The organism is Chryseobacterium sp. YIM B08800, from assembly GCF_026163565.1.
Classification (GTDB): domain Bacteria; phylum Bacteroidota; class Bacteroidia; order Flavobacteriales; family Weeksellaceae; genus Chryseobacterium.
On the sequence record NZ_JAPDKN010000007.1, the window covers coordinates 24,129 to 46,243 of the forward strand.

20 protein-coding genes are annotated in these 22,115 nt (G+C 33.2%); 10 read left to right on the forward strand and 10 right to left on the reverse strand.

Going from position 1 to position 22,115, the window contains the following annotated elements:
• The first annotated feature begins 112 nt into the window (after positions 1-112).
• Complete coding sequence (locus OEW74_RS03630; protein WP_265427199.1) at positions 113-1,690, forward strand: DHA2 family efflux MFS transporter permease subunit; 1,578 nt, start codon at positions 113-115, stop codon at positions 1,688-1,690.
• 38 nt (positions 1,691-1,728) lie between these two features.
• On the opposite strand, the gene OEW74_RS03635 is transcribed toward OEW74_RS03630, so the two are convergent.
• Together OEW74_RS03635 and OEW74_RS03640 are read right to left on the reverse strand one after the other, a co-directional pair.
• Positions 1,729-2,370 (reverse strand): response regulator transcription factor, encoded by a 642-nt coding sequence (locus OEW74_RS03635; RefSeq protein WP_265427200.1) that lies wholly within the window; start codon positions 2,368-2,370, stop codon positions 1,729-1,731.
• Complete coding sequence (locus OEW74_RS03640) at positions 2,357-4,342, reverse strand: ATP-binding protein (protein WP_265427201.1); 1,986 nt, start codon at positions 4,340-4,342, stop codon at positions 2,357-2,359. Before OEW74_RS03640 ends, OEW74_RS03635 begins: the two co-directional genes overlap by 14 nt.
• Positions 4,343-4,546: 204 nt before the next feature.
• Here OEW74_RS03640 and OEW74_RS03645 point away from each other — a divergent pair, with 204 nt between their 5' ends.
• Complete coding sequence (locus OEW74_RS03645; RefSeq protein WP_265427202.1) at positions 4,547-4,954, forward strand: MmpS family transport accessory protein; 408 nt, start codon at positions 4,547-4,549, stop codon at positions 4,952-4,954.
• Positions 4,955-5,195: 241 nt separating this feature from the next.
• Positions 5,196-5,606: a hypothetical protein gene (locus tag OEW74_RS03650; RefSeq protein WP_265427203.1), complete on the forward strand. Its 411-nt coding sequence runs from the start codon at positions 5,196-5,198 to the stop codon at positions 5,604-5,606.
• 241 nt (positions 5,607-5,847) lie between these two features.
• On the opposite strand, the gene tyrS is transcribed toward OEW74_RS03650, so the two are convergent.
• A complete protein-coding gene (tyrS, locus tag OEW74_RS03655) occupies positions 5,848-7,143 on the reverse strand; it encodes a tyrosine--tRNA ligase (protein ID WP_265427204.1) in 1,296 nt (431 codons plus the stop codon).
• Positions 7,144-7,332: 189 nt separating this feature from the next.
• On the opposite strand from tyrS, the gene OEW74_RS03660 reads away from it, so the two are divergent.
• From OEW74_RS03660 to OEW74_RS03670, 3 genes are all read left to right on the forward strand, one after another.
• Positions 7,333-7,893, forward strand: coding sequence for an RNA polymerase sigma factor (locus OEW74_RS03660; protein ID WP_265427205.1), 561 nt, complete (start codon positions 7,333-7,335; stop codon positions 7,891-7,893).
• Positions 7,894-8,098: 205 nt separating this feature from the next.
• On the forward strand, positions 8,099-8,965 hold the full coding sequence (gene lipA, locus OEW74_RS03665) for a lipoyl synthase (RefSeq protein WP_204536737.1): 867 nt from the start codon (positions 8,099-8,101) through the stop codon (positions 8,963-8,965).
• 180 nt (positions 8,966-9,145) lie between these two features.
• Positions 9,146-10,348: an MFS transporter gene (locus tag OEW74_RS03670; protein ID WP_265427206.1), complete on the forward strand. Its 1,203-nt coding sequence runs from the start codon at positions 9,146-9,148 to the stop codon at positions 10,346-10,348.
• Between the two features lie 34 nt (positions 10,349-10,382).
• Here the strand turns inward: OEW74_RS03670 and OEW74_RS03675 are convergent, their stop codons facing one another.
• A complete protein-coding gene (locus OEW74_RS03675) occupies positions 10,383-10,763 on the reverse strand; it encodes an STAS/SEC14 domain-containing protein (protein WP_102978394.1) in 381 nt (126 codons plus the stop codon).
• Between the two features lie 111 nt (positions 10,764-10,874).
• On the opposite strand from OEW74_RS03675, the gene OEW74_RS03680 reads away from it, so the two are divergent.
• A complete protein-coding gene (locus OEW74_RS03680) occupies positions 10,875-12,080 on the forward strand; it encodes an NAD(P)/FAD-dependent oxidoreductase (RefSeq protein WP_265427207.1) in 1,206 nt (401 codons plus the stop codon).
• A 276-nt stretch (positions 12,081-12,356) separates the two neighbouring features.
• On the opposite strand, the gene OEW74_RS03685 is transcribed toward OEW74_RS03680, so the two are convergent.
• From OEW74_RS03685 to OEW74_RS03705, 5 genes are all read right to left on the reverse strand, one after another.
• Positions 12,357-13,550, reverse strand: a complete 1,194-nt coding sequence (locus tag OEW74_RS03685; protein ID WP_265427208.1) for a vWA domain-containing protein — start codon at positions 13,548-13,550, stop codon at positions 12,357-12,359.
• 208 nt (positions 13,551-13,758) lie between these two features.
• The gene (locus tag OEW74_RS03690) at positions 13,759-15,354 is read right to left on the reverse strand and encodes a DUF4139 domain-containing protein (protein ID WP_265427209.1); all 1,596 of its coding nucleotides are present in this window, start codon (positions 15,352-15,354) and stop codon (positions 13,759-13,761) included.
• 140 nt (positions 15,355-15,494) lie between these two features.
• Positions 15,495-16,169, reverse strand: a complete 675-nt coding sequence (locus OEW74_RS03695) for an SIMPL domain-containing protein (RefSeq protein ID WP_265427210.1) — start codon at positions 16,167-16,169, stop codon at positions 15,495-15,497.
• 97 nt (positions 16,170-16,266) lie between these two features.
• Positions 16,267-17,337, reverse strand: a complete 1,071-nt coding sequence (locus OEW74_RS03700; RefSeq protein ID WP_265427211.1) for a hypothetical protein — start codon at positions 17,335-17,337, stop codon at positions 16,267-16,269.
• Between the two features lie 91 nt (positions 17,338-17,428).
• Positions 17,429-18,004: a hypothetical protein gene (locus OEW74_RS03705; protein WP_265427212.1), complete on the reverse strand. Its 576-nt coding sequence runs from the start codon at positions 18,002-18,004 to the stop codon at positions 17,429-17,431.
• Positions 18,005-18,135: 131 nt separating this feature from the next.
• Between OEW74_RS03705 and OEW74_RS03710 the strand changes: the two genes are divergently transcribed.
• The 3 genes from OEW74_RS03710 (at position 18,136) to OEW74_RS03720 (ending at position 21,483) form a co-directional block, all read left to right on the forward strand.
• Complete coding sequence (locus OEW74_RS03710; protein WP_265427213.1) at positions 18,136-19,920, forward strand: histidine kinase; 1,785 nt, start codon at positions 18,136-18,138, stop codon at positions 19,918-19,920.
• Between the two features lie 26 nt (positions 19,921-19,946).
• A complete protein-coding gene (locus tag OEW74_RS03715; protein ID WP_265427214.1) occupies positions 19,947-20,681 on the forward strand; it encodes a LytR/AlgR family response regulator transcription factor in 735 nt (244 codons plus the stop codon).
• A gap of 262 nt (positions 20,682-20,943) precedes the next feature.
• Positions 20,944-21,483 carry a lipocalin family protein gene (locus OEW74_RS03720; protein ID WP_265427215.1) on the forward strand — a complete coding sequence of 180 codons (540 nt, stop codon included), beginning with the start codon at positions 20,944-20,946 and terminating at the stop codon, positions 21,481-21,483.
• A 99-nt stretch (positions 21,484-21,582) separates the two neighbouring features.
• Here the strand turns inward: OEW74_RS03720 and OEW74_RS03725 are convergent, their stop codons facing one another.
• Positions 21,583-22,059, reverse strand: a complete 477-nt coding sequence (locus OEW74_RS03725; RefSeq protein ID WP_265427216.1) for a hypothetical protein — start codon at positions 22,057-22,059, stop codon at positions 21,583-21,585.
• Positions 22,060-22,115 lie beyond the last annotated feature (56 nt).

A 22,115-nucleotide genomic window follows, 5' to 3' on the forward strand; every position in this document is an offset into this window, starting at 1 on the left:
TTCACTTTTTATAATTCTTAAAGATGAGGAGTAATGATTTTAAGCTTTAGAAATGTTTTATTCTCAAGCTAAATCTTAACCTCAACGTTCTTTAAAACACATTAAAAAATCAATGCAAGATTCATTAGTAGAATATGGAGCCCGAAGAGTAATCATCACGATTACAGCGATTCTTTGTGCTTTGCTAGAAATTGTGGATTCCACGATTGTAAATGTTGCCCTCAACGAAATGAAGGGAAACATGGGTGCCACACTTTCTGAAGTGGGTTGGGTAATCACAGCATATGCTATTGGTAACGTAATCATTGTACCTATGACGAGCTGGCTTTCACAGCAGTTCGGAAGAAGAAATTATTTCGCAGCTTCCATTATTATATTTACTGTATTTTCATTTTTATGCGGAAATGCCGAAAATATTTGGGAACTGGTGTTCTTCAGATTATGTCAGGGAATTGGCGGTGGAGCATTGCTCGTAACCTCGCAAACCATTATTACCGAATCTTATCCTGTTGAAAAACGTAGTATGGCGCAGGCAATTTACGGTTTGGGAGTAATTATTGGTCCTACTTTAGGTCCGCCTTTGGGAGGTTATATCGTTGATAATTACAGTTGGCCGTATATTTTTTACATCAATATTCCAATCGGGATTGCAGCGACGTTAATGACTTTACAGTTTGTAAAAAGCCCGAAATTCTCCGAAAAAAGAAAAGCTTCAGACGTCGACTGGCTCGGAATTGCTTTATTGGCAGTAACCGTAGGATCTCTGCAGTTTATTTTGGAAAGAGGCCATGAAGAAGACTGGTTTGAAAGCGGAATGATTGTAACCTTCACCACAACAGCTGTTTTAGGATTTATATTATTCCTCTGGCGAGAGCTCACCTTTAAATATCCGATTGTGGAGCTCCGGGTTTTAAAGAACGGAAATCTGAGGATCGGAACCGTGATGTCCTTCGTATTAGGATTCGGTTTATATGGTTCAACGTTTATCGTTCCTTTATATACGCAGAGTATTTTGGGTTGGACGGCGCTTCAGTCAGGAGCATTAATGATTCCGGCGGCGCTTACAACAGCTTTCATGATGCCGATTATCGGAAGATTGCTTTCAAAAGGTGCAAAACAGCAGATTTTGGTTTCCCTGGGATTATTTATCTTCTTTGTTTACAGTTTCTGGGGATACAAAATTCTGACACCAGATACGAGTAAAGAAGCCTTTTTCTGGATGCTGATTGTACGAGGAATGGGACTTGGTTTATTGTTTATTCCAATCACATCTTTATCATTAAGCACATTGAAAGGTCAGGAAATTGGGCAGGGAGCAGCTTTTACAGGAATGATGAGACAGCTTGGTGGTTCTTTTGGAATTGCAGCGATTACAACATTTATTGCAAACGCCAGTCAGAAATACAGGCTGAATTTAATTTCGCATTTAGATGGAGACAGCTTTGATGTTCAACAGCGATTGGCCGGTCTAAAAGCTAATTTTATAGCTAAAGGGATGACTCCTGATGCAGCGATGAATGCCGCTTACAAAGTTTTGGATATGACTGTCACCAAACAGGCAACCGTTTTATCTTACATGGATGTTTTCCTTTATCTTGGGGTAGCATTCCTGATCTGTATTCCGTTTATTCTATTTATCAGAGAACGGAAAAGCAAAGAAAAAATAGATTTGAGTGAAGCAATGCACTAAAATATAAACTAAAACCTCTGAAAATCTCAGAGGTTTTTTTATTCCAAGATCATATTCTGCTGTATCGCCATATTCACCAACTCAGCCGAATTTTTAGCACCAAATTTCTGAAGTATATTTTTACGGTGGGTATCAACAGTTAAAGGGCTTAAAAAAAGTTCATCAGCGATCTCATTGCTTGTTTTTCCTTTGGCTAAAAACTGTAGAATCTGTTTTTCGCGTTTTGTTAAGCGTGGAGTAGTGGTTAATTCCTGTGGTGAAGGTTTACTGATGATGTTTTTGGTTTCGTTACAGAAAACAATATTGCCGGAAAGTGCGCCGTGAAAACATTCCATCAATTCTTCCAGAGAAACATTTTTCAACAAATAACCGCTGGCTCCGTTTTGTATACACTGCATGATAATGCTTCTTTCAGAACGATTGCTGAACATAATGACCGACGTATTCGGAGAAATTTTTTTAATTTCTTCACATAACTGAATTCCGCTGATGTCGGGCAGAGAAATATCGAGAAGAATAATATCCACTTCATTAGATGTAATAAACTGAATGACCTCACCACCGTTGGTAAACGTTTTTGCAATATGAAAAAAAGGCTTGTCAGATAACATGATCTTCAGCCCTTCGATAACGATAGGATGGTCATCTACAATGACGATGTTGATTTTATGAGATTGCATGGGTGTTGAGTTCTATATTAATTGCCGTTCCTTCATCATCAGAATTGATTTCCATTTTTCCTTTTAAATAATCTACTCGGGTTTTGAGATTATGAAGTCCCATACTTTTGGTTGGTGAAGGATCTTGTGAAAAACCTTTGCCATCATCTTCAATGGTAATTAAAAATACTTCTTTCGATTGAGAGCATTGTAGCAGAATGTTTTCAGCTTCGGAATGTTTTACGGCATTAGCCAGAATTTCCTGTACGATCCTGAAAATATTGATCTGTACCGCCAAAGGAAGATTGGTATTAATATCAATAGGCTGAAAGTCAATATGTAAATCTTTTCTGGTGTAGAATTCAGCCAAGTCTTTTAAAGCGGTTTCTAAACCAAATTTCAAAAGAGATTCGGGCATCAGATTTCTGGCAATATTTCTAAGCTCGGTCACCGAATGATCCAATTGATTTAAAATTCCGTTGAAGTTTTGTTTTTTTTCTTGTTCTAAATTTTGTGAAGCCCACGCTGAAAAATTTATTTTCACTCCGGCAAGCATTCCTCCAAGTCCGTCGTGAAGGTCTTTTCCCACTCTTTCTCTTTCTTTTTCCTCACCTTCAAGAATTGCTTTTGTTATTTTCAATTCTTCCTGTTGTGCGATTTCTTTCAACTTCTGAGAATGGTTAATCTCTTTTTCTTTGGCTAATTTTTTAGTGTAGAAATAAATCGAAATAATTAAAATAAGAAGGAATAATGATGCAAAAATCAATAACCATAAATACTGATTTTTCTTATTGATCTCCAGTTCTTTTTGTGCTTTTTCGGTATTCAGGTTGGCAATTTCTTTTTGCTTTTCTGCAGTTCTGAATTTTGTTTCCAATGTATTGAGCTCGAGCTTTACATTTTCAGAGCTTAAGCTGTCGTTTAATTTTGAATATTTCTTTTCCCAGACCAAAGCTTCTTTCAGATTTCCCATTTGTTCATTAAGGCTCGAAAGCTGGTTGTAAAAAGCTTTTCTGTTGTTGGCATCAATGATGAGTGTCTTTTCGGATAAGATATTTTCCAGAACATTTTTCGCTTCATTCAGTTTATTCTGTTTCCTTAAAATATCATATTTATTCATGTAAAACATTTGCGTTAACAGATTTTGGTTAGACTTTTTAGCATAAATCAAACCTTTTTCAATCATTGGAAGTGCTTCTTCATTTTTCTGTTTAGTAATAAAGTAAAGCGTTTTTCCATAATAGAAAGAAGCATTGGAAGAAGATTCCGGATAAGGCTGAATAAGTTTTTCTGCTTTGTCTAAATATTTTTTGGCTTCATCACCTTTTGCCTGATAACAAAAATTGCTTGCGGTGTTGAGGTATGCAAAAAACAATTCCGGAGAATGAGGTGCATTTTTTTCTAATATTTTAATTGCTTTTGTATTGTATTCAAAGGCTTTTGGAAATTCGGCGTTATAGGTAAGAATGATAGCAAGCTGAGAATAGAATTGTCCTAAAGTTTTATGATTCTTATATTTTTCAATCTGAGGAATGCATTTTTCAACCAAAATTTTCACCAAAAAAGGGTAGCCTTCTTTGTTTTTCTGGGTAACGCCATAGTTGTACCACGATGAAGCGATATAAAAATCCGCTTCTTCGGTTTTAATTTTAGAAAATTCCTGTATGGCTTTTTGAAATGAGGCTGCTGCTTTATCTTTATTGCTTTCTAAAAAATGCCAACCTTCATAATAATGATATTTTGCTGTATTTAAAGGTGTTTTTGCACTTAAAGCTTTCCCTTTTTCTAAATAGTTTTTACTTAAAAGAGAGTCTGTATTTCTGTAAAAGTTGGATAATAAGAAATATGAATTCGCTTTCGCATTGTTGTCAACCTTGCTGTTTACAACAGTTTTCAGACTGTCTGAATAGCTTTTCTCATTCAGTGGAATGAGTTGCTGCGATTGTACATAAGTAAATAAAAATATACAAATAGTGATGAGGTGGTTCTTCATTATATCAATTTCATTATTGAAAATAAAACTCCACAATTTAGTGAAAAATTAAGAACTGAAAAATACCTAAAATTAGGTAGAATATTTTCCTTAATTCTAAGGATTGACTGCCTTTTCAGACAGTCATAGCTTTGCAGGTACTAAATCAGAAAGATTACAAATAAAAATTAACAGTAATATTTAACAAGAGAAATTATGAAAAAAATGAAATTGAAAAAAGTATTGAAAGGCTCATTTGTAATGGTGATGGTGGCGTTGGTTCTTGGCTTTGTAACATCGTGCAGCAATGATGACGACGACAATATTCCCGGAACCAACAAAACGCATAAAGTAGTTTTCAAAGCAGAAGCATCTGCAGGAAGCAATATTGAGATCGCTGTTTACGGTATTGATGGAAATCCTACTACTGCAACCAGTTTAAGCGGAACAACATGGTCAAGCCCGGAAATCACTACTGAAGCAGGAGCAATGAGCGCAAATGTTGCTGTAAATGCGGTAGGAGCGAGTGCTTCATCTACTTTGAAGGTTCAGATCTGGGTAGATGGTGAACTTAAAAAAGAAGGAACTTCAAGCGGACAGTATTTATCAGCTTCAGCAAGTCACACATTCTAAATATAAACTAATGATGAAAAAAAGTCCGGTTCAGTTCTGAATCGGACTTTTTTTGACAGAATAAATCATTATCCTTTCTATGGAAATTAACGAAGTCGGTTTATGAAAATAGAATTGAAAAATATCTAAAATAGGGTAGGATATTTTTTTTAAATTTGAGGATTGACAGTATTTTTGAATCTATATTATCTTTGCTACTGCTAAATCAAGAGATTCTGAGTACTATTAACAAAATAAATTTATGAAAAAAATAAAATTGAGCTGTGTATGTAAAGGATTATTTGTCGCTGTAATGACAGTAATGGTTTTGAGTTTTGTTGAATCTTGTCGCAAAGATGATGATGCTTCTGAAGATGTTAAAACTCAAAAAATAATTTTCAAGGCAGAAGGTTCATCCGGAGTTAATATCAGTAAAGCCGTTTACGGAATCGACGGAAACCCTATCACTGTAACTGGTTTGAGCGGAACAACATGGAGTAGCCCGGAACTCACTGCAGAAGGCGTAGTTTATAATACCAATGTTGTGGTAAATGCAACAGGAGTTGATGCTGCATCTACTTTGAAAGTCCAGATTTGGGTAGATGGTCAGCTTAAAAAAGAAAGTGTCTCGAGCGGAATGACCTTATCGGCTTCTACAAGTTATACATTTTAAAAACTATCCACTTTTATAAAAAAATAATCCGCCTCAAAAAATGAGTCGGATTATTTTCTTTATCTTAATTTTCTTAATTTAAATAAACTTTGTTTATTCTATTTTTAACATTAAGGTTTTTAGTTCATTAAGCTAAATGATGTTAAGAAATCAATATATTGATTTTGATTAAGTTTTTAAGCTAATGGTCTTAATTTCTTAATGTTAAAGAATTAATATTAAATTTAAATAGGTTCTACGATTAAATCACTTTTACAATAAAATAACTTTTCTTTCCTTTTTGCAGTAATAAGAATTTGCCGTCAATCAAATCTGTTTCGTTTGCCGTATAAACGTCGTTTACTTTTTCTTTGTTTACGGAAATTGAATTTCCTTTCAATTCTCTTGTAGCCTCACTTTTAGATTTCAGGAAACCTGATTTTTCTGAAAGTAAATCAACAATGTTAATTCCTAAAACATCCGCTTTAGCCACTTCTTTCTGAGGAACTCCGTCAAAAATTTCTAAGAAAATTTCTTCATCGAGACTGACTAAATCTTCTGCAGTAGATTTTCCAAACAGAATTTCTGAAGCTTTTAAAGCTCTTTCGTATTCTTCTCTTCCATGAACCCAAACGGTAACTTCTTCAGCCAGTTTTTTCTGAAGTTTTCTTTCGTGAGGAGCTGTTTTATGTTCTTCAATTAAAGCTTCAATTTCTTCTTTTCCTAAAAAAGTATAGAATTTAATGAATCTTTCAGCATCATCATCGGTTGCATTCAACCAAAATTGATAGAATTTATAAGGTGAAGTTTTCTTTTTATCTAACCAATAATTTTCTCCGCTTTCAGATTTTCCAAATTTAGAACCGTCAGCTTTTGTAATCAAAGGAACTGTTAAAGCAAATGCTTCTCCCTGAGCTTTTCTACGGATCAATTCTGTACCTGTTGTGATATTTCCCCATTGGTCAGAACCTCCCATCTGAAGTTTTACACCATTATTCTGATATAAATGTAGAAAATCAAAACCTTGGATTAATTGATAAGTGAATTCTGTAAAACTCATTCCGTCAACACCAGCTTCTCCTGAAAGTCTTTTCTTTACAGAATCTTTTGCCATCATGTAGTTGACCGTGATGTTTTTTCCAACATTTTTAGCAAAATCAAGGAAAGAAATATTTTTCATCCAGTCGTAATTGTTGACCAATTCGGCTTTGTTGGTTTCATTTCCATCAAAATTTAAAAATCTGGAAAGTTGGTTTTGCAAACAGTCAACATAATGTAAAAGCGTTGCTTCATCCAAAAGATTTCTCTCTGCAGATTTACCTGAAGGGTCACCAATCATTCCTGTTGCGCCACCTACCAAAGCGATAGGTTTATGACCATGCTGCTGAAAATGAGCCAGAATTTTAATCTGAATAAGACTTCCGATATGTAAAGAATCTGCAGTAGGATCAAAACCGATATAGGCAGTTGTCATTTCCTTATTCAGTTGTTCATCTGTTCCGGGCATCATATCGGCAAAAAGACCGCGCCATTTCAGTTCTTCAATAAAAGAGTTCATTATTTTTTTCAGTTTAAAATTTAATACGCAAAGATAAGAAAATCACTTGAGTTTCGGGTTTCGAGTTTCGTGTTCAATGTTGTCAGTTTTAAAAGAGAGAATTTCTTTTATTCAAAATCAAATCTTAAACATTGAACTTTAAACCTTGAATATTGAATTTTAAATAAAATTCAATTATATTTGTTAATAATGAAAGACGAGCAATTATTTCCTCTCATCCAAAAAGCAAAGGAAAAAGACCAGAAAGCACAAACTAAACTGATCAATGTTTTTTGGTTGGATGTTTTTTCTTTTGTGATGAAGAAGGTGCATGACGAAAATGATGCAGATGAAATTACGGTAAATGTTTTTTCAAAAGTTTTATCGAAATTGGATTTGTACGATCCTCATTTTCAGTTTAAAACCTGGATTTTGACCATTGCTCAAAATACAATTATTGATTTTTGGCGTAGAAAAAGTCGTGAAAATCAAGATCCTACCGAAAATCTGGATGAAGTAAAAAATCATTATGCAAAATCTCCGGAAGAGTTGATGATTTCTGAGGAAGAACAAAAGAAAATCATCAAAACAATTGAATCTTTAGATGCCAATTATCAGGATATTATCAGATTGAGATTTTTTGAAGAAAAAAGCATTAAAGAAATCGCCGAAGAGCTTGGAATCTCTGTTGCCAACACGAAAGTTCGTGTAATGAGAGCGAAAAAAGTTTTAGCTGAGTTGTTGAAAAATAATGAATTTGAGGATAATTAGTTTTATCAACTAATATTTTGTGCCGCGAATACACGAATTATTTGTTATAAGTTGCAGTGAAATTATTTCATTCGTGGCAAAGAATAAAATATTCACTCATTAGTAATTGTATTCGAGGTAAAATAAATTATCATTTCCATCAATTTGCATCGTAGATGAAGTCGATAAAAAAATCACTAACTTTGACCCTCAATTTGAGAGATAAATGGAGAATTTAGTTCAAGATACTACCGTTCAAAAACCAAAATGGATTCGTGTAAAACTTCCTACCGGAAAGAATTACAGAGAATTGAGAACTTTGGTTGATAAATATAAATTAAATACAATTTGCCAAAGTGGAAGCTGCCCAAATATGGGTGAATGCTGGGGAGAAGGAACGGCAACTTTCATGATTTTAGGAAATATCTGTACAAGAAGTTGTGGATTTTGCGGTGTAAAAACCGGAAAACCAATGGATGTAAACTGGGATGAACCTGAAAAAGTAGCCCGTTCAATTAAATTAATGAAGATCAAACACGCTGTTTTAACTTCTGTTGACCGTGACGATTTAAAAGATATGGGTTCTATTCTTTGGGGTGAAACTGTAAATGCAGTAAGAAGAATTTCTCCGGGAACGACAATGGAAACTTTGATACCGGATTTTCAAGGTCTTACAAAACACTTAGACAGATTGGTAGATGTTGCACCGGAAGTAATTTCTCACAACATGGAAACGGTAAAACGTTTGACAAGAGAAGTGAGAATTCAGGCGAAATATGAAAGAAGTCTTGAAGTTTTAAGATACTTAAAAGAAGCCGGACAAAACAGAACAAAAACTGGATTAATGCTTGGTTTAGGTGAAGAGAAAGATGAGGTTTTCCAAACGATTGAAGACATCAGAAATGCGAATGTTGACGTTATTACAATGGGACAATACTTACAGCCTACAAAAAAACATCTCCCAGTAAAGAAATTTATCACGCCTGAAGAGTTTGATGAATACGGAGATTTTGCAAGAAGTTTAGGTTTCAGACACGTTGAAAGTTCGCCTTTGGTGAGAAGTTCTTACCACGCAGAAAAACATATTCATTAAAATATAAATCGCTTCAATTTTTGAGGCGATTTTTTTGATTCAAAGATTGTTTAAGTTGATTTAATTATAGTGATGATATAAAATTTATATCAAACCTTTCAACATTTTCTTTCCAATTATAATTACTTTTGTGCTTTTAAAAGAAGCAATGGAAATATTGCTTTAAATAATTATTGATTAATGATGTTTGATAAAAGAATTTTGCCTTTGGCAATCGGTGGTTTGGCAATCGGAACTACAGAATTTACAATTATGGGATTGCTTCCCGATATTGCAAAAACACTACAGATTACCATTCCACAAGCTGGTCATTTAATTGCGGCGTATGCTTTAGGAGTTGTAATTGGAGCACCTATTTTGATCGGATATTCCGTAAAATTTCCCCCTAAAAAAGTATTGCTTGCTTTGATGGTGATTTTCACAATTTTCAATGCATTATCTGCTATTGCACCCGATTATAATTCGATGCTGATTATCAGATTTATGTCTGGTTTGCCACACGGTGCATTCTTCGGAGTAGGAACTGTGGTTGCATCAAGAATGGCAGGAAAAGGGAAGGAAGCATTATACATTTCATTAATGTTTACTGGATTAACGGTTGCCAATTTGGCGATGGTTCCTTTGGTAACTTACATCGGACATGAATTTCACTGGCGTTGGTATTTTGCAATTGTTGCTGTGATTGGGATTGCCACTTTATTAGCTTTAAAACTTTGGCTTCCTGCAATGGAAAAAAAGGAAGATAGTCATTTCTTGGAAGAATTAAAATTTTTGAAAGGGAAACAATCGTGGTTGGTTTTAATGATTACGGCAATTGGTTTTGGCGGATTATTTACTTGGTTTAGCTACATTACCCCTTTAATGACGGTGGTTTCAAAAATTGAAAGTGGCTATATGGCTTATGTGATGATTCTTGCAGGTGCAGGAATGGTTGTTGGAAATTTAGCAGGAGGTTTTCTTTCAGACAGATTAGGTCCGGAAAAAACCTGTTCGTTATTATTGTTTTTAATGATGACTTCATTGGCTGGAGTATTTTTCCTTTCTCAATATCAAAGTATTTCGTTGGTGTTAACCTTTATTTGCGGAGCTTTATCAATGTCGGTTGCAGCACCAATTAATATCATGATGATGAAAGCAGCTCCAAAAAGTGAAATGATGGCTGCTGCTTTTATGCAGGCTGCATTTAATATTGCAAATGCAATGGGTGCTTTCTTGGGCGGAATTCCTTTAGAACACGGTTTGTCTTACAATTATCCTTCGCTTGTAGGAGTTGGGATGACCGTGATTGGGTTAATTATTAGTATTGTTTATTTTTATCTGTACCGTTCATCAGATGGAGAAGAAAAAGAAATAGCGGTAGAATGTGCTACCTGTGACCAATAAAAAAAGAGAAGCAATTGCTTCTCTTTTTTGTTAATTATTTATGAACTTCATTTCCGTTTTGACACCAATACAAAGCATTGTAGAGATTTTCTTTTGGAAAAGATTTAAATTCTCCGGGCATCAAAACACTAAAAATATCTGTAAAATTCTGAACTCCTTCCTCATCTGTTACAATGGCAGCTCTGTTCCATTTCGTAATATTTTTTATACCTAAAAGAGCATCCTGAAGCCAGGCTCCCATCGTAAAATTGCTTAAATCGGTATCCAGATAAAGGAGGTAATTTAATTCATCAAATTGTTCTACTTTATTCTTCACGTAAGGAATGACAAGATTCTCAAAATCTTCTTTGGTTACTTCACCAGTTGCATTGAAAGCTGCTACATTTTCCGGAGCATCATTAAGTATTGTTATCATAATTTATATTTTAAGTGGTTTTGGTGATTTTATTTTATCAATAATTAAACCATAATTAATGAATAGGTACATTTAAGGCTCAATTATTGCTGAGATTTTGAAAATAAAACTATGGACTTGAAATCTAACGAACCTTTCTGGCTTTTAAAAAATGGTTTAATATCTTCCTATCCTTCCCTGAAATCTGATGAAGAATGCGATGTTCTTATTATTGGCGGCGGAATTACAGGAAGTCTTATTGCTCACCAAATGATAAAAGACGGATACCAAACTATTTTAATTGATAAACGTGAAATATGTAACGGAAGCACTTCAGCGACAACCTCAATGTTGCAGTATGAAATTGATACTCCGCTGTACGAATTGATTGAAATGATTGGTGAAAAAGGTGCGGTAGAAAGTTACAAAGCTTGTTCGAAATCTATAGATGATCTGGAAAAACTGACAAAAGAAATAAAAGCCCGATCTGGTTTTAAGAGAAAGCAGTCTTTATATTTTGCGTCGAAAAAGAAAGATGCGATTTGGCTGGAAAAGGAATATGAAGCCCGAAGAAAAGCCGGATTTGATGTGACATGGCTCGGAAGCGAAGATATTGAGGAAAAGTTCGGATTTCAAAATACATATGGTGGAATTTTATCTAAACAAGGCGCAAGTATTGATGCGTTTAAATTTGCTCACGAATTGCTGAGATTTAACGTCAATAAAGGCTTAAAAGTTTTTGATAAAACAGAAATGAAATCGGTGAAATATTTACGAGATCATAATTTGGCATTAACGATGGATGGTTTTAATATTAAAGCGAAAAAAATCATTTATTGTGTAGGTTATGAAAGTTCAACAATGATAAAAGAACATTTCGTAGATCTTAAAAGTACCTTTGCCATAGTTTCTGAAATTGATACCGATAAATTTAAAAATATAGAACACACTCTCGTTTGGAATACCGATAATCCCTACATTTATATGCGATCTACAGACGACGAAAGACTACTAATCGGTGGTGGAGACGAAGATTTTTCTAATCCCGAAAAACGCGACTCTTTATTAAATAAAAAAGAAAAAGAAATTCTGAAAAATCTAAAAAGAATAAAACCTGATTATCATTTTTACACCGATTTTGTGTGGGCAGGAACTTTTGGTGAAACAAAAGATGGACTTCCATACATCGGAGCTCATGAAGGTTTTAAAAACTCGTATTTTGTTTTAGGATTTGGTGGAAACGGAATTACTTTTTCTGTTACCGGAATGGAAATGGCGTCTGCTTTTATGAAAAATGAAACACATCCGCTTTCTGAATATTTTAAATTTGGAAGATAATTTTAAAATGATTTAAAAGTTTCAAGCTCGGCAAAACCGAGCTCGAAACAAAATAAACAATACTAACGTTCACATCATTGTTTCACGGAACTGGTGTTTGAGACTAATTCCTTTCCTAATTTTAAAAAACTGATAAAAAAACGTAATATTTTTGTTGATAGGATTTTATCCTATCCTTTACTAAGTCGTCCCTTTGGGACTTCCGAACATCAATAAATAAAAAATAATTTCAAACCCGAATCTTGTACCCCGCATCTCGGAACTCGAATCCCAAAACTAAAAACTATATCCGTTCTTTTTTGCCAATTCTACAATAGATTTTTCAATAGCTTTTCCCAAATCATCACCTTCAGAATTTCCACGTTTTTTGGTTTCTATATCGATAAACTCCTGTCTTTTTTTCGCTAAAACTTCAATTTCTTTTTGAATTTTATCTCGGTCCTCAGATTTCTGAGCCACAATTTTTTGAATTTCATCTTTACTTTTTCCTTTTAATTCAGAAGGTAATTCCTCCTCTTTTATTGATGAAATGTAGCTTTTGTCTTTTTCAACTTTATCTACCAAATCCCAATGGTCATTTTTGTAAGCATTTTTCTTCGATTTACTTACTGCTCTTTCAACAGCATTCGAAGCCGATTGCATTTCTGCATTTGAATCTTGAGTAGTTTGCTTGTTTTTCATTTCAGAACCACGTCGTCCGTAAGAGATGTAAGTGTCATTCAATTTAGAATTGTACTGCGAAATTTTCACATCATAAGGCGTTTCAATGTAGATTACTTTTTGGTCGCTGTCGATATTAAAATATTTTCCGTCTCCTAAAGTTGCTCCGTTTTGCCAATGCGACTGAATACCTTCTTCACGGCTTCCACAGAAGATCGTATTCATGTAAATGTTTTTGGTTTTAGCTTTAGAAATAACATCTTTATAACTGATTCTTCCTTGGTCAAAAGGTTCATTTCCGGCGATGTAAATCAGTTTCATGCTTTTCTCGTTTCCGTCCCATTTCAAATTAGCTGATGCATCACGAATGACAGCTCCGCAATATTCATTTCCGCCATTGGTTCTGAGAGCGAAAAGTTTTTCTGAAACCAAATCCAGATCTTGCGTCAACGGAGTAACTTGTCTGATGTAATTTTCATCTTTTAAACCATCATTTCCGTATTCATAAAGAGCAATTTCTACTTGTGGCGCTTGTCCGTTATATTTCAAAGTTGTCAACGTATTGACGATATTCCAGAGTCTTGATTTTGCCTGATCTATTAAACCATCCATACTGTTGGAAGTATCCAAAAGCAAAGCAACCTGAATTTTATTGTCTTTTGAAACCGAAATTTGCGGTTGATTTGAAATGTTGCTTTCTACAATTTCTCTCTCGTTGGCTTTGCTGCTACAACGATTGTCTGAAATTTTACCTGCACTCAAAAAAGCGAATACGCTTGCTGTTACTGTTAAAACTTTTAAAGTGTTCATATTGTATGTTTTTAATGATTTTTTATTTTGTTATGAGTTACGAGTTACGAGTTACGAGTTGTGGGATGCGGGATGCGATAAAACAACTTACTTCTTTCGGGTTACTGGGGTTAATTATTTGAGTCATGAACATTGAGTTTCAAATTGTTTAACCCGTATCTAAAACCTCGAATCATAAATCTCGTATCACGCATCTCGAACCTCGTAACTACCTACTGTAATACTGAATTTGCATTTCCTTCGGATATTTTACTTCATAAGAGAAATTGATTTTTTCTGAAGCTCCGCTGTTGATTTTTCTGTTCCAAAGAATACTTCCTGTTTTGTCATCAAAATTTCCGTCTCCAATGTTTAAAGTTTTCACTGTGATTTTCTGATTTTCACTTAATGGAATTTGGTCTAAAACTTCCAGTTCGATATTTTCTTTCGTGTTATTTCTGATGAATATTTCGTAAGATTCTGTTTCCCATTTATTAGAGTTGAAGGATTTTTGAGCCGTTTTATCTTCAAGTTTGGTACGTTTTGCCACAATTCTTTCATCAACACCAAGAGAAATCGGGAATTCATCTTTCACATAATTGCTTGTGATATTGGCTTTTCCGATATAGTTATCTTCAAAATAAATATTCGCTTCACCTGAAATAAGATTTAAATTTTGCCAGTTTTTCACAAAAGCCATCAAGAAAACCTGATTGTTTAGTTTTGGAACCGTATGATATTTATAATTAGCTTCGACATTTTTCTTATCTAAAATCACATATTGTTCTTTTTCCTGACTTACGATGGTTTGATTGTAATTCAATTCATACAAAACATTCATCTGATTATCCGAAACTGTCGCAACAGGAATCTGACTTGGTGCAGCAATTTCTGCTCTCATCTGATAAGAATTCGACATTTCTGCTTTCGCTTTTTGCATATAACCTACTTTTACATCCTCATTATTGTAAGCCGTATATTCTGCGACGTACAATGGCGATAAAATGGGTCTGTTTTGGTTGTAGGAAGGTCTGTAAGTAGACACGAAAAGTTTCACATTGTTCCAGTCTTGTCCTGTTTTCTGGTAGATTTTTCCTTTGTAGACAATTTCTAAAGGCTTTTTAGTTGACAAAGCTCTCAAATCGTAAGAAGGAACCCAACCTGCATTTGAAACGATATAACTTAGTCCAAGATTCAGATTCATTTCATTTTCGGCAAGAATTTCAAGAATTAATTCTTTTCTGTTTTGCGTTTTATGAGTCTGTTCTTCAGAAAATTGCTTGTTGATTTTAGCAATGCTTTCATCAAGCGTAGTTTTTTGTTCAGTCAGAAGAAAAACCTGATTATCGATTTCCAGCATTCTTTTTCTGTAAAATTCAGTCAGTTTTATCAACTGTTCTTGCGGAGTCGATTTATCGTTGGTTGAAACTTTAAGATTATCATTAATGATATTTTGTTCGCCCGTCAGATTTTTAATTTGAATATTCAATAAATTAACCTGTCTCTGAATTTTTTTTCTTTCATCATCCAGTTTTTTTTCGACATCGGTCAATTCATCATTTTTTAGATAATTGCTTTGCGGAGTGATTGATAAAAGGGTAGTGTTTTTTTCAAGATTGATTTTATATGTATTTTCATCCAAATCATTGGGAAGGTTAATAATTTTCACAGTATTTCTTCCTTTTTGAAGCGTAACGTTTGTACTTCCGAAAACTTTCGCGCCTTGCAAAAATACAGTCGCTTGTTTTACGTCGATCTCTTTTTTTATTTCCTGAGATTTAAAAAACGAAACCATAAAAATGAGTATTAAAATAGAGTGTCGCATTGTTTATTGTTTTAAAGTTCTACAGTAAAATTACTTTGATTAGACACCGAAAATCTGAAGACTTGGTGAACTGAGGTTTTCACTTGGTGGAAGTTTTTTAAACAAAAAAAGACAGCCATTTCTGACTGTCTCTTAAAAAACTAAAGAATTTCGTATTTTGTTTTGATGCTGTATTTCAGCTTGATATTTTCGATGTTGTCGAACGAATAATCCATACTTTGGTCGGCTGCTTCCAACTGTACATTCGCCATTTTGCTTCTGTAAGCAACGGGCATAATAGAATCGCTCATGTAATCTTCAATTTCTGTAATCTCAATTGCGTCTCCCGTCTTTTTGTTGATGCTTCCCAAAAGATAATCTGCTTTCTCTTTCGCCGCTTTTAGTGCATTGATTTTAACCGTTTTTCTGAAATCTGCAATCTTTGTGTTTTTAATTTCAGCAATATTCAGATTGCTTACCCATTTTTGGTTTAAATCTTCGAAAAGCTTACTCACATTGGTTTTCGCATTTACTTTAAATTGAAAACTCTTGGTAAACTTCGTTGTTTTCGAATATAAATTCTGGTACATCGATTTAAATTTAATGTCTTCATTTTTTACACCGTTGTTTTTCAGTGTTTCAAATAAAAGTTTTTCACTGTCTGCCAATTGATTTTTGTTATCGGCTTTTATACCGATGCTAAAGATGATCTCATCCGGTTCTACTTCCATTTCGGCAACTCCCGTTACTTCAATTGCATTTTTCTTTACTTCCTGCGCATTCATCAAACTTCCTGCTGCAAAGATTCCTACTAATAAAAGGTGTTTAAATTTCATATTGTTTATTTTAAATTTCTAAAGTAAAATTACCACGATTTGAAACTGAAATTTTGGAAACTTGGTGAACTGAGCTTTTCACTTGGTGGAAGAAAGCTCAATCAACCAAAAAATGAAATCTATCCTGCAGTGCATTCATTTTATTGTGTTGAATAGCTTTAGCATGAATCTTTTGATGATCAAAAGAAAAAATAATGGTGTTGTCTTTCTTATTTCTCACAAAAAAATGTTTGGAGATGCGATATTGTTCATCTTGAAGGATAATTTGATTATCAAAAGAAATATCATAATGAAAAGAAGTCATCTTTTCCGAAGATTTTTCCATTAAAATCAGATATTGGTCTTTATGAAAGAATAAATATTGATAAGGACTTTTGGAAGAAGTTACTTGATAAACTCCCGTTAAATTGAATGAATTATCTTTATTTTCTGCATCAAAATCATTATTGAAATATGGTATTCCGATTTTTATAAATATAGTTCCTAAAATCAGAATTTTAATAAAGGTTTTATATGGTAAAAATGAAGTTTGGTCAAAAAAAGTTTTTTTCGGTAGACTAATGATCTTCAAAATAAATTCCCATCCGCTTTTTCTGACCAAAAACAAGCTCATTAAAAGTAAAATCAGTGAAAATAATTTTACAGAAATATCAAAACTGATATTGATGATCAATATTTGACTAAAACTAATGATCGCCAATAATGATCCTAAAAACCGACTGCGTTTGAATAACAACAAAGCTCCTGAAAAAAATTCAATTGAACCCATGATGATATTATAAATTTTAGACGTTCCAATCGTACTCCAGAATAAAATATCTTTGTCTAAATTTCCGAATCTTGTAAACAGAATATTCGGTTCAGGTGTGGGAAATTGAGCTTTAAAAATTTTATCAACACCGTATTTTATAAGAATAACAGAAATGTAAATTACGCAGACATATTCTGTTATTAATAAGAAATGTTTCGTCCATTTTTTCTTTATCACAAAACTAAAAATTAACGATGTAAGAAGTAAAACAATAATTAAAACTAACATCGAATAACTATCTGAACTGTAATCTATTCTGCTATTCTTTTTATTGAAGAAAAATTCTAAAATAAAACCAGTAAAATCTCCAAAAATAAAATCCGTAATTTTTAACTGGAAATCGTTTAAAAAACTCAACGGGAAAAATAGAATGAACTGCAGAAAAAAAAAACCGCAAAAAACAGTAACCTTTCTAAAAAATATTGATTTAAATTTCACAAAAATACTTTTAACTATTTTTTCTATAAATAAAAACTGACGCAAACACAGCGATACTTAAAACCAATAAATACAATATTTCCTCTTTTGATTTAAAACTCTTTAGTTCGGCAGTTTTAATTACTTTTTTAGAGGTAATAGGTTTGTATTCTTTCGTTTTCTTGTCGTATTTTAGAAAAACAGTACTATCAATATCATTTTGAAAGTTGTACTCACTTTTAAGTACTTTTTTTACATTATCGATATTGTCATCAGAAAAAACAGGATGGTTGTAAACGGTATCTCTTCCAGGTTTCCATTTTTCAGGATTTGCATTTCCCCTAATTTTACAGTAGTTCGAGGTAACAATTACGCTTTTTTTATCATCAATGATAATGACGCTATCCAATTTTGAATTGGTTACAAACCTTTGTGGAGCCATTCCAAGATTAGAATAATTAGTGTTAAAACTATTTTCCACAATACTTTTTTCAAAATATTCCATATTTCCGCTGTGGCTTTTGTAGGATATTAATTTGGTCTGAGAAAAAAACTGACAACTTGAAAATACCAAAGCAAAATGAACTAAATAGGATAAATTTTTCATGAGAATTAAGTTTAAATTATATCACAAACTTAATCGTGTTTTCATAGTAATTTAAAGTCAACTTGGTGAATCTTGCTTTTCACTTGGTGAATAGTTTTTGGGTAAACTATATATATGTATATCTTTGTTTTATGAAATTTATAAAGCTTTTTGCGTTTGTTTTTGTGCTGTTTTCTGTGGGTAATCTTTATTCGCAAAGTAAAGAAACGCAGGAAGTTGTAGCCGAAACCTCAAAACTGAAAAAAGCCGTTGATACAAAAAACGAATCTGCAGAAGCCGAATCTTACTACAATATTGGTGAAACATTCTTTAACAACAGGAATTTTTCTAAAAGTGAAGAGTATTTTCTAAAATCTAAAAATATTTACGAAAAGCTGAATGACAAGCAAAATCTGGAAAAAGTAATCCGAAAACTGGCGCAATCTCAGGAAAATCAAAATAAGCTGAAATCTGCGCAAAGTAATTACCAAAAGGCCTCAAAAATTGGATATTCTAAGTCAAAAAGGAGTTTGAATGCGAATGATGCTTCAAGACTTTCTTCTCCCACTCCGGAAAATAAAGCTGATGCTATTTTGAGCAATATTCAGATCAATGAAAAAGAAAATAATAAAGAAGATCTTGCTGCAAGTTACAGCCAAATGGCAGATGTGAATATTGAAAATAAAAATATTCCGAAAGCTGAAGAAAACCTGAATACGGCTTATCAAATTTCAAAAGAACAGGCGCCACAACAGGCTTTGGCAATTAATCAAAAATTGACCGATTTTTATGTCGACAATAAAGATTTTGACAAAGCGATAGAAGCAAAAAAATCTGTTTTAAAAGAAAATTTTGTAAAAGAAAATTCTCAGAAAAAAGTAGAGCAGATTCAGGAATTGGCAGAAATATATATTAAAAAAAATGATCCGAAAGAAGCAATTGTGTTATTTAAAAATGCTTATGATATTGCTTTACAGAAAGGTCACACTCTTGAAGCACAGAAAAGCGTAAAAAAACTCGACAGTCTTTACAATATTTCTGAAAACACTCGTGCTTCCATACAACTTTATCGTGATTTTCTTGGAAAACTACCAGATTTGGTGTCCAAAGACAGAAGTTTGGTTGATAATAAAATTCTTGAAGATACCGAACAAAGAATTTCGCAGCTTATGAAAGAGAAAGAGCTGAAAGACGAGTTGATTCGCAAGAAAAATATTTTTAATTACAGCTTAATCGGTGCTTTAATTTTGTTGATAGGTTTAATAATTTTCATTTTCAGAACCTTAAAAAAAGTTCAGATCAAAAACAAAAAAATTGCATTGCAATCGTTGCGTCGTGAGATGAATCCGCATTTTATTTTCAACAGTTTAAATTCTGTCAATCATTTTATTGCAACCAATAATGAGCTTGAAGCCAATCAATATTTAACCAAATTTTCAAAATTAATGCGTGGCGTAATGGAAAATTCAAGTGAAGATTTTATTCCGTTTCAGCAGGAATTAGATTTGCTCCAAAATTATCTTGCTTTAGAAAAAACGCGTTTTGCCGATAAATTTGATTACGAAATTAAAGTTGATGAAAGTTTAAATACTCAAAGTTTAAAAGTTCCGGGAATGTTGATACAGCCTTTTTTGGAAAACGCGGTTTGGCATGGCTTGAGGTATAGAACAACAAAGGGGTTTCTAAAATTAAACTTTGAAAAATCTGGTGAAAACTTAAAAATCATCATCGAAGACAACGGAATAGGAATTGAAGAAAGTAAAAAACAGAAAACCGAACACCAAAAATCCCGAAAAGGTCGCGGAATGAAAAATACACTAGAAAGAATTGCTTTGCTGAATGATTTGTATAAACAAAACATTGAATGTAAAATCATTGATAAAAAAGAAGAACCGGGTGTTTTTGTTGAAGTTTCATTCAAATTAATAAACAGCTAACCTCAACTTAATTTTAATCTAAAAAGATGAAAATAAAATCAGTAATCGTAGACGACGAAAAAATTGCAAGAGAAGTTCTGAGGAATTATCTCACAAAATACTGTCCGCAAATTGAGATTTTAGGAGAGGCAGAAAACATCAAAGAAGCCGTACCTTTAATTGCCGAAAAGCAACCTCAACTTGTTTTTCTCGATGTCGAGATGCCATTTGGAAATGCATTTGACGTTTTGGAAGCGACCAAAGAATTTTCCTACGAAACTATTTTTATCACAGCATTCTCGCAATATTCCCTGCAGGCTTTAAACAAATCTGCGAGTTATTATATTTTAAAACCAATAGACATTCAGGAATTGATCTTGGCAGTGAATAAAGTCGCAGAAAGTATTGAAAAGAAGGACGAACTCAACCGAAACAAAATTCTTCTCGAAAATTTAAAATTAAAACCAGAAAAACAACAGCTGATTCTCCCGACTTTACAAGGTTTTGATGTCGTAAAAACGGAAGATATTGTAAGACTTCAGGCAGATGGAAATTTCACGCAGGTATATCTTACAGACGGTTCAAAAAAAATGGTTTGCAGATTTTTAAAGCACTTTGATGACTTGCTTGAAAATCCTTTCGTAAGAGTTCACCGATCACACATTATCAATACCCTTTTTGTAAAATCTTATCATAAAAGCGGCACGGCAACTTTATCAGACAATTCTGAGATTGAAGTTTCTGGAAGCTTTAAAGACCAGTTTTTAAAGGTTTTTTCATAAAATTTTTAAAATCAAAAGTTGCTTAAACCATTAAGAAGATTTTAGGAGTTAAGTTTAATTAAGAAAAATCAAATAGATTTTTATATGAATCACTTCTTACAGCGAAGCTCAACTTAATTACTCTCAACTTCTTAATAAACCTTAACGGTTAAAAAAGAATTATTCAAGGATGAAATTTTTTAAAATTGAAATTATCATCCAATGTTCAAATTTGATTAAGGCATCATTTTTGAATTTTTCATCATACACAAAATCTAGTATTATGAAAACCTTACACAAAATAGCCATTCCCGTTTCTTTAGGTATTATAGGATTTTTAATGTTCAATTCCTGTTCGGTAGGTATTCCAAAAGGCGCAACAGCGATCAAAAATTTTAATTCAGAAAAATACCTTGGAAGATGGTACGAAATTGCCCGTTTCGACTATAAATTTGAGAAAAATATGGATAATGTGACAGCCAATTATTCACTCAATCCAGACGGAACAATCAAAGTGCAAAACCGAGGCTACGATTATGTAAAAAAAGAATGGAAAGAATCTATTGGAGAAGCAAGATTCGTAAACGATCAATCTGAAGCGAGACTGAAAGTTTCCTTTTTTAAACCGATTTGGGCAGGTTATAATGTGATTGATATTGATGATGATTATCAAAATGCTCTGGTCGTAGGAAACAGCACAAAATACATCTGGATTTTATCCCGAAACAAAGAAATTCCAAATAGCATCAAAGAAAGATTTTTAGTAAAAGCCCAGAAATTAGGTTATAATACGGATGATCTAATTTGGGTAAAGCATGATTAGTTATTGCGAAAATCGAATCGATGGATCGATTTTAACAGAATTGAAAAATTCAAACGTAACGGGTTTTTAAAACCCGTTACGTTTTTTAGTGCAAAACTTTTAATTCAAATTCCTATACTCTTTCCATTCTTGAAAACGATGATCGATAATCTGCTTCATCAGGTCATAATTTTCGTAGGTATCTTCAATATGATAAAAAGTTTCATATTCAAAATCATTTTCTTCGGCTAAGGTGTCAAAAATGTTGATATAATCGGTGGCAAAAGAACTGAATTTATCAGCAAAATCGGTTTCGTCAGCATAATAATCTTTGGCAAAACTGTTACCCAGATCATTCAGATCATATTCAGAAAATTTTCCGTCCATTGATTCGATGACAAAATCTGCTCCGGTGATTTCTCTTCTTTTTAATTTTTCGATTTCTTCTCCAGCATCTTCTTTAAATTCTTCCGAAACTAAATCATTGTTAATACACCAGTTCAAGAACATTCCGGTGTGAGTAGCGCTGTTTTTTTCGGGAATCCCTTCTGGGAAATCTTCGCTATAATGCCATGAAGCATCATCATATTTAGTCATATCCTATATTGTAGTTGTATAAAATAAATTTCTTTTTACCACAAAAGCATCAAAAG